The 13642-nt window shown below is 56.9% G+C and carries 8 protein-coding genes; 5 read left to right on the forward strand and 3 right to left on the reverse strand.

The genetic code is table 11. The features are described from left to right. Positions 1-98: 98 nt before the first annotated feature. Positions 99-1787, forward strand: coding sequence for a formate--tetrahydrofolate ligase (locus tag BQ8011_RS00085; RefSeq protein ID WP_072456445.1), 1689 nt, complete (start codon positions 99-101; stop codon positions 1785-1787). A 91-nt stretch (positions 1788-1878) separates the two neighbouring features. On the opposite strand, the gene BQ8011_RS00090 is transcribed toward BQ8011_RS00085, so the two are convergent. From BQ8011_RS00090 to BQ8011_RS00100, 3 genes are read right to left on the reverse strand one after another with little or no spacing between them, the layout of a single operon-like run. After that, positions 1879-2127 carry a hypothetical protein gene (locus BQ8011_RS00090; RefSeq protein WP_072456447.1) on the reverse strand — a complete coding sequence of 83 codons (249 nt, stop codon included), beginning with the start codon at positions 2125-2127 and terminating at the stop codon, positions 1879-1881. Further along, the gene (feoB, locus tag BQ8011_RS00095) at positions 2124-4154 is read right to left on the reverse strand and encodes a ferrous iron transport protein B (RefSeq protein ID WP_072456449.1); all 2031 of its coding nucleotides are present in this window, start codon (positions 4152-4154) and stop codon (positions 2124-2126) included. Before feoB ends, BQ8011_RS00090 begins: the two co-directional genes overlap by 4 nt. Next, positions 4151-4375: a FeoA family protein gene (locus BQ8011_RS00100; protein ID WP_072456451.1), complete on the reverse strand. Its 225-nt coding sequence runs from the start codon at positions 4373-4375 to the stop codon at positions 4151-4153. The genes feoB and BQ8011_RS00100 overlap by 4 nt, the downstream gene beginning before the upstream one ends. 210 nt (positions 4376-4585) lie before the next feature. On the opposite strand from BQ8011_RS00100, the gene BQ8011_RS00105 reads away from it, so the two are divergent. From BQ8011_RS00105 to BQ8011_RS00120, 4 genes are all read left to right on the forward strand, one after another. Beyond that, positions 4586-7618, forward strand: coding sequence for an ATP-binding protein (locus BQ8011_RS00105; protein WP_072456455.1), 3033 nt, complete (start codon positions 4586-4588; stop codon positions 7616-7618). A gap of 129 nt (positions 7619-7747) precedes the next feature. Beyond that, a complete protein-coding gene (locus BQ8011_RS00110) occupies positions 7748-8707 on the forward strand; it encodes a DMT family transporter (protein WP_072456457.1) in 960 nt (319 codons plus the stop codon). A gap of 12 nt (positions 8708-8719) precedes the next feature. Continuing rightward, positions 8720-10513, forward strand: a complete 1794-nt coding sequence (locus BQ8011_RS00115) for an HSP90 family protein (protein WP_072456460.1) — start codon at positions 8720-8722, stop codon at positions 10511-10513. Between the two features lie 32 nt (positions 10514-10545). Next, complete coding sequence (locus tag BQ8011_RS00120; RefSeq protein WP_072456462.1) at positions 10546-13575, forward strand: hypothetical protein; 3030 nt, start codon at positions 10546-10548, stop codon at positions 13573-13575. Positions 13576-13642: the final 67 nt, after the last annotated feature.

Consider the following 13642-nt stretch of genomic DNA (forward strand, 5'->3'; position numbering starts at 1 on the left):
AAAGGCTGGGCTCACCGGGGACAAAGCGCCGTAAGGGAACATTTTCCCAGCACTTGGGCCGCCCGGTCCCAAGAGAGTCGGTGCTTTAAGCTATCCCCATGAGCACTGTTGCAACTGATTTTGCGTCCAAATTGGCCCCACTGGTGGAGCTGGGCGAACGAGCTGGAATCCCCAGCGAGCACCTGCGTCCCTACGGTTTTGACCTTGCGAAGGTCGATCTCGAGGCACTCGATGTCTCTGCCCCTCAGCGTGCCCACTATGTCGTTGTCACTGCTACCTCCCCGACCCCCTATGGCGAGGGCAAGACGACAACCGCAATCGGCTTGGTTCAGGGTCTAGCCCTGGAAGGTGCCTCCGCGACCCTGACTATTCGCCAGCCCTCAATGGGCCCGACTTTCGGCGTCAAAGGAGGAGCAGCGGGCAGCGGTAAGAGCCAGGTATTGCCATTCGAGAAGATGAATCTGCACCTGACCGGAGACTTCCACGCAATCACCGCGGCACACAATCTCCTGTCCGCAATGATTGACAATCACCTCCACCAAGGAAATGAGCTGCACCTCAAGGAGCGTTCGATCACGTGGCCTCGCGTCCTTGACGTCAATGATCGCTCTCTGCGCCACGTCGTAACCGGCCTGGGCGGGGCAATCGACGGAGTGACTCGCCAAGCTTCTTTCGATATCACTGCAGCCAGCGAAGTCATGGTCATCATGTCCCTGGCGACCTCTTACCGTGATCTGCGTGAGCGCCTTGGCCGCATCGTTATCGGTCAAAACGAGGCCGGAGAATACGTGACCGCAGAGGACCTCAAGGCCGCGGGAGCGATGGCGGCGCTTTTGCGTGATGCGCTCAGCCCGAATCTTTTGCGCACCACCGAGGGAAGCCCCGTTTTGGTGCACACCGGTCCCTTTGGAAATATTGCGACGGGATGTTCCTCGGTGATCGCGGATCTTCTTGCCGGCCAGCACAGCGACTTCGTTGTGACAGAAGCAGGATTCGGCGCAGATATGGGCGCCGAGCGTTTCTTCAACATCAAGTGCCCTCTGGGTGGCTTACGCCCCGACTGTGCGGTCATCGTCACGACGGTTCGCGCGCTCAAGTCTCACTCGGGTCACTACAAGCTTGCCCCGGGAAAGGCTCTTCCTGAGGCAATGGTGGAAGAAAATGTTGAGGAGGTGCGCGTGGGAAGTGCAAACCTTCTCAAGCACATCGAGATCGTTCGCGGTTTTGGCCTCAACCCCGTGGTTGCCATTAACGTCTTCCCCACCGATCACGAGGCCGAGTTGGCTGAGATCGAGGCGATCTGCGCCGAGGCCGGGGTGCGCGTGGCGCGTTCCTTGGGCGTTGTCGAAGGCGGGGAGGGCGCGCGCGAGCTTGCACGTGAAGTAGCCGCGGCGTGTGAAGAATCCGATCCTTCCGCAGTCCATCCTCTCTACGCAGATGAGGATTCCTTAAAAGAAAAGATCGCGAAGGTCGCCGCGATGTACGGCGCTGCGGGTGTTGATTACACCCCAGCGGCAGCCAAGCGCCTCAAGGAATATCAAGAGGCGGGTTATGGGAATTTGAAGGTCGTCGTTGCTAAGACTCCGATGTCGCTGAGCGCCGATCCGCAAGCAAAGGGCGCTCCTACCGGGTGGACGCTTCCAATCCGTGAAGTCCGTCTTGCAGCGGGTGCGGGTTACGTCTACGCGATCTCGGGAACCTTGTCGACCATGCCGGGTTTGTCTGCTCACCCAGCGGCAGAGCGCATCGAACTGACCACTGACGGTGAAATCACCGGGGTGAAGTAAGCCTAAAGCGGCTGATCAGAAGGCTCCCTGTCGATCACTGCTTCATGCAGGTCGACAGGGAGCCTTCTTGTTGATTGAGCTCGGGCGGGTACTAGATGACCAGAGGGCATCCCGAACAGTGAAGCATCACCTCGGGAGTCTTATTCCCGTGGCACGCACCCAAGCCCGAAGCACACAGCGACTGAGCACTGGCGGCTTGGCCTCGGCGCTGCATATCTTCGACGACCACGGTCGCAAAGGCGAGCGATACTTTCGCCCGCTGAGCGGCGGCCTCGAGAGTGCAGCCCCGTGCCAGCGCCTCTTTGAGACGCTGGGCTGGGGAGACAAATGACGCAGTCACAGGATCAGGCGTCCGATCTGGAAGACGGCAACGGCAAGGACCCACGCACTGACGAGTTGGACGCCAACCGCCGCTGCTGTGAGTTTGCCGCCAATCTGACGCACCTGCTCGGCGACCGTCGCCATACACGGGGTGTAGGTGAGGACGAAGACCAAGAAGGCGTAGGCAGCGACCGGTGCCGCATCTCCCGCAGACTTTTGGAAAGATTCAGTCACCAACTGAGGCAGTGAACCAAGATCATCACCGCCATCCTCGGCATCTCCACCTTCTGTTTCAGGATCCATGTTGTAGGAGGTGACGATCGACGAGATCACTGTTTCCTTCGCAACGAAACCGGTCATCAGAGCACCGGTCATGTGCCACTCACCAAAACCAGCGGGTTTGAAGACAGGCTCAAGCACCTGAGCGGTGCGCCCGTAAAGGGAGTCCTCCATTGGGAGTTCCGAGTCGGCGAAAGAGTAGTTTCCTGCCATCGGAATGGCACCCATGAGCCACACGACGAAGGTCATGGCCAAGATGATCTTGCCTGCGCCCTTCACGAAGGCCCACGCACGCAGCCACGTGGTCCGCAAGATCACGAAAACGCGCGGAACCTGGTAGGCGGGAAGTATCAGGAACAGTGGAGAGTCCGTGGTCTTCTTCGTGAAGAAGGGCTTGAGAACAAGCGCACCCAAGATCACCATGATGAGCGAGAGAACATAGAGCGAGAAGATCACTGTTCCAGCGTTATCGGGGAAGAAAATCCGCGCGATCATCAAGTAGATGGTCAGTCGCGCTGCGCACGAGGTATAGGGCGTAATGATGGTGGTGACGATTCGCTGGGCAGTGTTGGGAAGCGTTCGCGTTGCTGCCAGTGACGGCAGATTGCATCCGAATCCCATGATGAGCGGCAAAATCACACGGCCATCCAGACCGATCGCACGCATGACGCGGTCACCAAGGAAGGCTGCGCGGGCCATGTAGCCAGAGTCTTCCAGGATGGAAATCATCAAGAAGATGATGAACATCAGGGGGATGAAGGAAGAGACCACGCCCAAACCAGTGCACAGACCACCGATGAGGAAGCTGTGGAGCCAGCCGTCTTGAAGTCCCCCAAGTGTGAGGAGGTAGGTAATACCGTTTGCCAGAGAGGGGAAGCCTTCATCCGTTGAGGAGAAAATGTGGTCGAAGAAGTCTTGGACGGGGCTGACCCATTCGCCTGCGACTTTGAAGAGGAACCACATAAGAACAAAGAAGATCGGGATTCCCAACCAGGGGTTGAGTAGGACTCGGTCGATCTTGTCAGAGGTGGACAGGGTCGGGTCTCCCTGGGGCTCACCGACGACTGCTGTCTCAACCTTGTCAACCCAGGCAAAGAGCTCATCCGCTTGGGTGAGTCCACCGCATCCACAGGTGCAGCTTCCATCTGCAGCGTTGACAGGCAAGCCCTTCGGACGTGCCGGATGAGCCAAGGAATTGCGGATCACGCCCTCGATGAGATCGGAGTTATCCAAGTGGCGCGGGTCTACGGCCAGAACGGGGATTCCCAATTCCTCTGCGAGTTTGTCAACGGGGTACTTCTGGCCGTCCTTTTCAGAGACATCAACCATGGTCGCAATTGCAACAACAGGGTGCCCTGCTTGAGCGACCTGCCCCAGCAGGTACAGCGAACGCGTCATTGCGCTTGCGTCAAGCAGAACAACGGCAAGATCGACCTTGCGTCCGGTCCGAGGATCAGTGAAGGACCCGGGTGCGCCGCTGAGAGTATCGCTGACGACCTGCTCGTCGGGCGAGGAAGCAATCAAGGAGTACGTTCCGGGAAGGTCAATGAGGTTGGCGCCAAGTGCCTTCCAGACGCCGCGCTTCATTTCAACCGTGGTGCCGGGAGCATTAACGACGTGCTGGCGGGAACCGGTAATTGCATTGAAAAGAGTCGATTTTCCAACGTTCGGATTTCCGACCAGGACAATGGTCGTTTCCCCGCCGCTAGAGCTCGGCGTGTCGAGTACCGCGACCTCGGCTGCGGGTGAGCAGTGTGGGCAGCTCATGCGATTTCCTCCACTTCGATCGCTCGGGCGCTGCGACGATCAACTGCGACGCGCGCGCCAGCAATATTGACGACGAGGCCACCGAAAGCAGCCTTGTTGACGATGAAGAATTCGCTTCCGGGGCGAACTCCAAGTTCATACAGGCGGAGTCGGTGTTCTGAAGGAACATCCATATTTCCCAGACGCGCCCGAGTCCGCAAAGGAAATTGTGATAGTTGCATATAGCAAGGTTAGGCAAGCATTACCCACACAAGTGACACCTTTGTCCCGCAAGCAAAAATTGCGCGCTTATTGCGCGACTAACTTCCGCACAATCGCTTCAATATGTCCCAAAAGAGCACTTTTAGTCTTCTGACAACTCCCAGCTACTATGGACCCAAGTCGCATTACACGCCCTGATCTTTTCATCGACGGTTAGGAACAATACGGCCATGAGCAGTATTCAAGAAGTCAAAGATATCCTGAGTCGTACCTCAAGCATGCCCTGGGGACCAACCCGCAGCGCTGAAGTTGCGCAGGCTGCCGTTCTGGCAGATGCCCTCGAAGGCGAAGAAGCCTTGCAGCTCGAGGTCTATCTTGAACTTGCGCTGTGCTACCAGCAGGGAAACGAAGAGTGGAAAGCACTCGCACCTACTGCCTGGTGCCTGACAAGATTCGAAGAAAACCCCGCAGCTTTCGACGCTGACCAAGTCCATGACCTCGCATGGCTCTACAAGAACGCCGTCACCGCTGCCGGCCGAAATCCCGCAGTTTCGCGCGAGCAGGCTCTCGAGCTCTCCGAAGGCCTGGGACGTTTCTTCCAAGATCAGGGTTTTTCTATGCATTCTGTGCATGGAAGCCGCTTTACCCTGGCACTGGGCATGGGCGATCCGGAAAAAGCACACGAAGAGCTCGTTCAATGGCGCGCCACCCCGCGTGATTCCGTCTCCGATTGCGCGCTGTGCGATCCCGAACGCCAGATTACCGAGGCCACGGTTACGAAGGATTGGGAGCGTGCAGTTGCCACTGCGGTTCCTTTGCTTGACACCACTGAAGGCTGTGGGAATCAGCCTGCGGGAATCCAAGCTGCTTCGATGATTCCCCTCCTCATGTCCGGGCGCCCTGCCGCCGCGTGGGAATCACACGTGCGTTCCTATCGTCATCACCGACGTTCCGCCAGGTACATGGACATCTTGGGAACGCACATGGAGTTTCTCGTGCGTTCGGGACGCTGGCAGCGTGCCCTTGAGATCTTGCGCGATTCCATTGCTTTGACCTCGCAGGCCGAGAGCTGCGCACGTTTGTTTGATTACCTTAAGGGAGCGGCTTTGGCTGCTCGCGAGGCCAGCGATCGCGGCCGCGGACAAGAATCCTTCCGAGCACTGTGCACAGGCCAGCCTCAGTGGTGCGAGGGGCCACGCCTCGATGCAAATACTCCCCTATCCGAGGTTGCCGAAAAGCTCGCTGATTGGCTCCTAGCGGTCGCCAAGCTTTTTGACACTCGTAACGGGAATGACTTCTTCACCGCCAGCGCGAAAGAAGTTCTTGATGCGCATACTTTCGATGATGATGCGGAAGAACTCGCGACGAAGACCTGGACCTTCGAAATTGCCGGGGAACGAGAGGCTCTTCCCGAAGGAATTTCGACGAGCGATGTTGATAAACCCAGAAAGTACGCAACCCATCTCATTCGTCAAGACAAGGTTCGCACCACCGACGATACGGATCCCTATCCGCCCGTCGATCTCACGCCTTTCTCTGTTCCAGCAACAGTGCAAGAAGGTTACGATCGTTTCCTGAAGCGCTGCGGAATAACTGGTTTCGATGTCGAGCGCCAGTTCATTATTGACCGCGTCATCTGCATGGATGAGTCGGTGATGGACATCCAGTACGCAGATGAGGATGCGATATTCTTCAGCCAGTTCGCCTGCGCTGCTTTGATCATGCGTCGCGAGTACGACAATGCAAAGAAAATCGTCTCTCGGGTATCAGAGATCATTTCACAGCTTCCCGACGATCCCGACATTGTTTCCCCCGGTTTCTTCTCCAAGCTCATGGGAAAGAACGCGTCTCTTGGACGCAAGCAGCTTTATGAGAGCCTGCTTGCAATCAGACGCTCCTACATCGAGGTCGACTACTACTACATTCGTAACCAAGCGGTCCCAGACGACATCAAGACGCGCGCCGTCGAGGCTGCCCGCACGCATCGGCTCCTTATTTCAGCAGTAGTTAACCAGCTGAATAGAGGTGCTGGCCAGGCCCGCGACCTTGACATCATCAGTTCATCGATTGCAACAGCAGCGACGATGTGCAGTAGCTGCAGGGAATACGAGGAAGCAAGCGCCGGCTACGATCTGTACGAAAGCCTCGAACGAGCTTTCAACCGCCACGCGTCTTCTCCTGACCGCGTCACCATCAACTTGCTACTCGAACGGGCACAGATGGAGCGCGAACGAGATGAGTACATGAAGGCATGTCAATATGCCGATAAGGCCATGCGGGTGAGCCCAATGTGCGATCCCTACACTGCCATCATCGGTCGCGCGATCATTTGCGCCGGCTCTATCGCCGCAGGGCAATATGACGAGGCACTTGCGCAGGGACGACGATTGAGCGAGATTGTTCATTCTTTCCCAACCCGGGTGTATATCCCTCTTGCTGGCCCCATTTTCGCCAATGCCCTTGTTCACAAGGACCGCATCTCAGAGGCTGTCGAAATCTTTGAAGAAGCCATGGGCACCCTCGAAGACACGCCTTATTTCCGGGCACGACGGGGTGAGTTGGCTCCATCATTGGCACAGATCTATTGGCGCCTGAACGAATTCCAAGACGCCTACGATCTGGCAGTCACAGAGGCTCGATCCTTGCGTGAGCGCGACTACCCGCTCTTCGCATTGAGCCTGACTGAAACGGCATTCCATGCGGCCCGAGAAATGGATGACCGTTTGGCGAAAGCCACTGCCGCACATATGGCCGCAGAGATCTGCCATGACTTGGAAGACGTCGACGAGGAGTGCCGCTGGCTCCGCCAAGAAGCTGCCGTAATCGTTGGAACGCCTGGCCGCGTCAGCGAGGAGGATGAAAGACGCGCAAACCAGGTTTTGGATCGCGCCCGAGAGCTCATTGCACCACCTGCCGGCGAGGAAATCACTCGTCGACTGAGAGTTCTCAGGGCGGATGTGAACTACACGCAAGGGTGGGTCACCTTGAACTGCGGCGATCCAGTTGGCGCTATCGAACACCTGCGATTGGCTCTTGACGAATACCGAGAACTCGGAGAATACGACGGTTTTGGGTACCCCATGCACGCCATGGCTCAGTGCTATCTCGCAATGGGCAACTTTGACGGATTACGCGAGTGCATCGCAGAAACCACCGAGGTCAACAAGCTTGCAACGATCAAAGGAACAAGGCTTCGTGCTTTGATCCGTACTATTCAGGAAATGATCGATGCCGAAGAACCTCGTGAGGATTCAGAAGGCTAAGAAGCGGAGACGGTAACACGGGGCCGGTACTTTCGGGTACTGGCCCCGTATCCGCATCGCGCATCGTGGTACAGATGTATCAAAAACACACTAGACTGATGTGGCTGGCACTGTACGTTGAGGAAGACCATGAACAAGCGAGCCCGCGGGTACGTTATTACTATTTTTGCCTCTATCGCCTGGGGCTTCTCAGGGGTCTGTAGCGAGTTCCTCATGAAGGAGTACCACGCCGATCCCTATTGGCTCACGGCCATTCGAATGCTCCTTGCCGCACCAACAACCATGCTCTTTCTCCTGTTCAAAGACCGTGGAATCTCTGAGCTTCACAAGCAACTGCTCCACAATCGCAGGAGCTACCTTCCCATGGTTATCTATTCCGTATTCGGGCTTGCAGCCAGCCAGCTGACCTACGTTGTAGCCATTGGCTATTCCAATGCGGGAACGGCAACCGTTATTGAGTTCCTCGGCCCGATCCTCATCGTTCTCTTCGTCTGCGTCACAGTGCGCAGGCTTCCCAAATACACCGAACTTTTTGCAATTATCTTTGCCCTCTTCGGAACGTTTATCTTGGCAACGCACGGCAAAATCGATTCCTTAGTGATTTCAACCCAAGCCCTGAATTGGGGCCTCGCAAGCGCAATCGGCTTCGCCTTGTACACCCTCATTCCCGTTAAACTCATTCGCCGTTACGGGAGCGAATTAGTCGTTGCTTACGGATTCATCATCGGCGGCATCATCTTGGGGCTCATCGTGCGGGTATGGAATTACTCCATCACCTGGGACTTCATGTCGATCCTTGCCATGGCCGGTTTGGTCATCATCGGGACAACCTTCGCCTTCAGCTTGTTCTTGCAAGGAGTCGGCGATATCGGTCCGGTGCGTGCAAGCCTGATCTCCTGCCTTCAACCAATCTCGGCAGCTTTCTTCTCTTTCCTCCTCGTCGGCACGCACTTCACGCTGCTCGACATTTCAGGAATGGCCCTCATCCTTGCGGGCGTTATTATTGTCAGTCTCAAAGACCTTATATCTTTGAAGAGGTCAAGTAACCACAAGCGCGAGCGTCTTCGCCAGCGTTCCGGTCGTCAATAAGAAGGGACAGGGATGTCAACTTTCCAAGTGGACCTGAGAGGAATGGTCGATCTTCTCTCTCGCAATCTGTACTCCGGCCCACGCGTCTACATCCGCGAACTTCTCCAAAACGGCCTCGACGCCATCGAAGCCCGCAGCGCACTCGACCCCGATTGCCCGCGCCGCGTCACTATCACCATCGAAGGGCGCACCCTCAAGTGCCGCGACAGCGGAATTGGCCTCACCGAAGAAGAAGCCGCCGGCTTGCTCTCCACGATCGGCGCCTCCTCCAAGCGCGACGAACTTGGGATGGCACGCAGTGACTTCCTCGGCCAATTCGGCATCGGTATGCTCTCCTGCTTCATGATCTCCGATTCGATCACCGTCTACTCGCGCTCGGCAAAGTCTGCCAACTCCCCCACCGTCATTTGGCAAGGAAAGACGGAGGGCACCTACACGACTCAGCCCCTCGGCCCCGGCGATCCCCATAATTTGGGTGAACCCGGAACTGAGGTTGTCTTGGAGGCTCATCCCGGGGAGCCATGGATTGACCCCGATACAGTCCGCGCGCTCGTCGACGAATTCGCCTCGCTTCTTCCGATTTCCATCGAAGTCCGCTCCGACTCGGCCGCGACTTTCCACGGCAATGAAACGCCCGTGTGGGAACTCGAGCCTGCCGCACAGCAGCAGTGGTGCGACGAGCACTTGGGCTCAGCGGGGATGGACATCATTCCGATCGATGTCCCCGCAGCAGGAGTGAAGGGCATCGCGATCGTTTCCCAGCGTCCCAACGCACTTTCTTCCGATCACCACACGGTCTACGCGAAGAGGATGTTGGTCTCACGCGCATGCGAAGGGATCGTCCCCCAGTGGGCGTATTTCGTTCGCTTTATTGGTAATTCGAACTACCTGCGCCTGACCGCTTCGCGCGAACAGCTCAGCGATGACGAACTTTTGGAAAACACTCGCCAAGCAATTGGTTCGTCAATTCGTCAGTGGCTTGAAGATATGGCGGAGCACTCCCCCAGTCGTTTCAATGACTTTATTTCGATCCACGCGATGGGACTGCGCGCGGTCGCTGTTCGCGACCCCTACATGCTTGACCTCACCGCGCGCTACGTTCCCCTCGAGAGCACCGTGGGATCATTCCCGCTCCTCGATCTGCTGGCTTCGCACGAGTCGATTCGTTACACGCGCACGGTCGACCAGTATCGCGCCTTAGCAGACGTCGCAGCATCGCAATCGATGGTCCTTGTCAACGCGGGATACGCCTACGACGAAGAACTCATCAACGCGCTGCTCACCGATCCGCGCTATTCTTCGATCGCTCAGAAGATTCGCTTGGTCGATCCCTCTGAGCTTCTTGACGCTTTCGAAGAATGCACCTTGTCCGAGCAAGCCGAGGCCATGGACCTCATGCTTATTGCCGCCCAGGCGATTGACCCCTCGGATTGCGAAGTTGTCCTTCGCCGCTTTACCCCTCTGACTCTTCCCGCGCTCTACCTGCCAGACCCAGATTTCGCAGGACGCCACGTCCAGCGCAATTCTCAGGCACAGGCCTCGAAGATGTGGGCGGGGATCATGGGGGTCAGCGATCCTTTCGCGAATTCGAAGCCACCCCGCTTGGTACTGAACCGTTCAAATTCGCTGATCACGCGACTGATCCACGCAAGCAGTGTCCCGCAGACGGCCTCGAATGTTCTGCGCGGACTCTACGTCCAGAGCCTCTTGGCGGGACGCCAAACTTTGGGACCCAAGGAACGCGCGTGGGCTGCGCAGCTCCTTGGTTCCCTGCTTGATTCCGCACTCGACGACACCTCCAACTGATCGACCCATTCTCTTCAAAGGACCCTCCAGCCATGCCAAACGCACAAGAAGTCCGCGACCTCCTCGAGTACGCTTCGCAGCTCCCCTGGGCTCCCTCTCGAAGCGCGCAGATCGCGCAAGCAGCGATGTGGGCAGACGCCCTCGAAGGTGAGACCGATCTGAAGATCGATGCCTACCTCGAACTCACCATGTCCTATCAGCAGGGAAATGAAGAGTGGAAGGCTTTGGCCCCTCTTTCAACCCTCCTGAACATGTTCGAGAAGAATCCGGCAGATTTTGATGCCGATCAGATCGAAGAACTTGCATGGCTCTACAAGGGAACCGTCTCCGCAGCAGGACGCAACCCCGCTGTTTCCCGCGAGCAGCTCGAGGAACTGACGACCGGTTTGGCGCAATTTGTTTCTGAACAGGGCTTTTCCATGCACGTCGTCCACGGGGTGCGCGTCATGCTCGCACTGCGCAAGGGTGACCTTGATGAGGCCCGGGAGGCGCTGACCTTGTGGCGCGCAACCCCTCGCGATGAGATCTGTGACTGCGCTGGCTGCGATCCTGAGAAGCAGATTGCCGAGGCCACGGCCCGCAAGGACTGGGAGCGTGCGGTTGCCACCGCCATGCCTCTCTTCGACGAGGAGGGGGCGTGCGCCGCTCAGCCTTACAGTATTCGCGCTCATGCAATGATTCCCCTCCTGATGTCTGGTCGTCCGGACACCGCTTGGGAAGCACACGTACGCTCATACCATCAGCATCGTGGCTCTGCTAATGCAATGGATATTCTGGGCACGCACATGGAGTTTCTTGTGCGCTCAGGCAGGTGGCAACGCGCGCTTGATATCTTGCGTGACAGCATCGCTTTGACTTCTCAGGCGGAGAGCGCCTCGCTGCTCATGGATTATCTTCGAGGCGCTGCACTGACAGCGCGCGAGGCCGCTAAGCGCGGTAAGGGAGAGGAACCCTTGGGAGCGCTGTGCACGGGGCACTCCCAGTGGTGCGAGGGTCCACGGCTTGACGCCAATGCGCCTCTGTCTGAGGTCGCCGATCGACTGAGCGGGTGGGCCCTTGATGTTGCCGCACTCTTCGATAGGCGCAATGGAAATGACTACTGCACTGTGCTTACTCGTGAAATTATTGAGGCTGGTCCCGTTGACGACGAGGCCGAAAAGCGTGCGAATAGCGAGTGGCGTTTTGAACTCGTGGGCGAACGCGAGAGTATGCCGGAGCCGATTTCTACGGTTGAAGGACAAGAGGCCCGCCCGATTCCTCCCTCGCGCTCTTCCCGCGGCAAGAGCGAAACGATTGATGAGACGGACCCCTATCCGGCCGTTGATTACAGCGTTCCGAAACCTCCGACTTCGATGCGCGAAGCTTTTGATCGCTATATCGCGATTGGCAATGTCATTGGTTTCAGTGTTGAAAGCAATGTTCTTACCGACTGGGCCTTAGCTTCATCCGAAAACATCGCGGACCTGGACTTCGATACCAGCAATCCTGAAGAGGCTCTGCTCTTTGCTAACTTCGCAAAGACGCTCATGACATTGGGCAAACAATACAGCGCTTTCGAAGGTATCTATGCGCGAGTCGCACCGGTGATCGCCTCGATGAGCGATGATGCCCCGGTAGCTATTCCCGGTTTCTTTGCAAAGGTTTTCGGGCGAGCCGGCACAATGATGAGCCGCAAGGAATTGTTTAGCTCGCAGCTCGAGCTCCTCAAGTATTCCTGCGAGTTCAGTCGTTTGTCGTGGCAAGGTGAAGAAGTCTCTGCCGATTTCCGCGCAAGCGTACGTGAATTCCTTGATCGCTTCACGAGTCAGATTGCCCAAATGGTGCCGACGATCAACCGCGGAAAGATCAGCGCATTCGATCTGTCCACCATCGAGGATAGCCTCTCGACCTGCGGCGAAAACTATCTCGAATGTGGCGATATTGAGAAGGCAATGCATAGCCTTGATATCTTCGAATCCCTGAAGCCCGCTTGCGTGCGCAGCGGTACCAAGCCAGAAACGTTCAAGCGCACAATCCTTTTGGAACGCGCCGAACTTGCTCTTGAGGCACAGGATTTTCGACGCGCAGCCCAGACAGCTGACCAAGTCCTACGCTCGACGACGCAGGACCCCTACACGGCTTTCATCGCGCGCTTGATCATTTGTGTCGCAAGTCTGAAGTCCGGTGAATCAGCCGAGGCAGCTTCCCAGGCAACGCGAATGAACGAGATCATTTCGCGTACACCTCTGCGTTCTCTTGGACTGGCCTCAACCAAGTTCATCACGGATGCTTTTGTCGCGGTGAGGAGACGCGAGGAAGCAATCGAAATCCTTGAGCAGGCGATTCTGTCCTGCACGGGATCTTGGTTTGGCCAAACGATGACCGCCTTGTTGCGCACAGGGCTGGCAGAGTATTACCTGAACATTGACAACGATCAGGAAGCATTTGATACGGCTACAGCGGCAATTCCAGGATTGATCGAATGCGGTTGCTTCCCCACTGCGTCTCGTGCGGGCGAGATTGCGAATAAGGCAGCAGAGGAACTGGGCGATCGTTCGCTTCGCTTGACGGCTATTACGAACGCGCTCAAGGTTGCCGAGCGTATGAACGATCATTCTTCCGTCATTGCCCTGCGTCGCATGCAGGCGAATGTCTACCTGACTGTCCCCTCTGGTAGCCCTTCGGATGACGATAAGGATCAGGCACTGCTGGCGGCAGAAGCTGGCATTTCATGGCTGGATTCTCATAGCGAAACCATCGATTCCGAGGAGCTTATTTTCCTTCGGGCGGGTATCGAGTACATCCGGGGATGGGTCTACATGAAGCGAAATGAGCCCGAGATCGCCATCCCGATTTTGAGGCAGTCCCACGAGATGCAAAAAGAGATTAAGGATAGCCAGAACTACCCCTTCCCACTTGCTGCATTGGCCGACTGTTACACCCAACTTGGTGATACAGATGCACTGCGTGACCTGGTCACTGAGCTCAATGAGACTGCGAAGAAGGCTCACTCCAGCGGGAGCAAGCTTCGCGCTCTTGCTCGAGATATTGAGAAGCAGCTCAGCGACCAAGGCGAGGCATAAGGGGAAGACTTCAAGGAGTCGGAAAAGCTGATAACCCCCAGCTTCGTTTTCTGCCTCACTCCTGTAA

The organism is Actinomyces marseillensis, from assembly GCF_900155605.1.
GTDB lineage: Bacteria > Actinomycetota > Actinomycetes > Actinomycetales > Actinomycetaceae > Pauljensenia > Pauljensenia marseillensis.

Bases quoted from the DNA above. Each gene is read 5' to 3' on its own strand.
- BQ8011_RS00085 (WP_072456445.1), top strand. From the start codon at position 99: ATGAGCACTGTTGCAACTGATTTTGCGTCCAAATTGGCCCCACTGGTG.
- feoB (WP_072456449.1), bottom strand. From the start codon at position 4,154: ATGAGCTGCCCACACTGCTCACCCGCAGCCGAGGTCGCGGTACTCGAC.
- BQ8011_RS00100 (WP_072456451.1), bottom strand. From the start codon at position 4,375: ATGCAACTATCACAATTTCCTTTGCGGACTCGGGCGCGTCTGGGAAAT.
- BQ8011_RS00105 (WP_072456455.1), top strand. From the start codon at position 4,586: ATGAGCAGTATTCAAGAAGTCAAAGATATCCTGAGTCGTACCTCAAGC.
- BQ8011_RS00110 (WP_072456457.1), top strand. From the start codon at position 7,748: ATGAACAAGCGAGCCCGCGGGTACGTTATTACTATTTTTGCCTCTATC.
- BQ8011_RS00115 (WP_072456460.1), top strand. From the start codon at position 8,720: ATGTCAACTTTCCAAGTGGACCTGAGAGGAATGGTCGATCTTCTCTCT.
- BQ8011_RS00120 (WP_072456462.1), top strand. From the start codon at position 10,546: ATGCCAAACGCACAAGAAGTCCGCGACCTCCTCGAGTACGCTTCGCAG.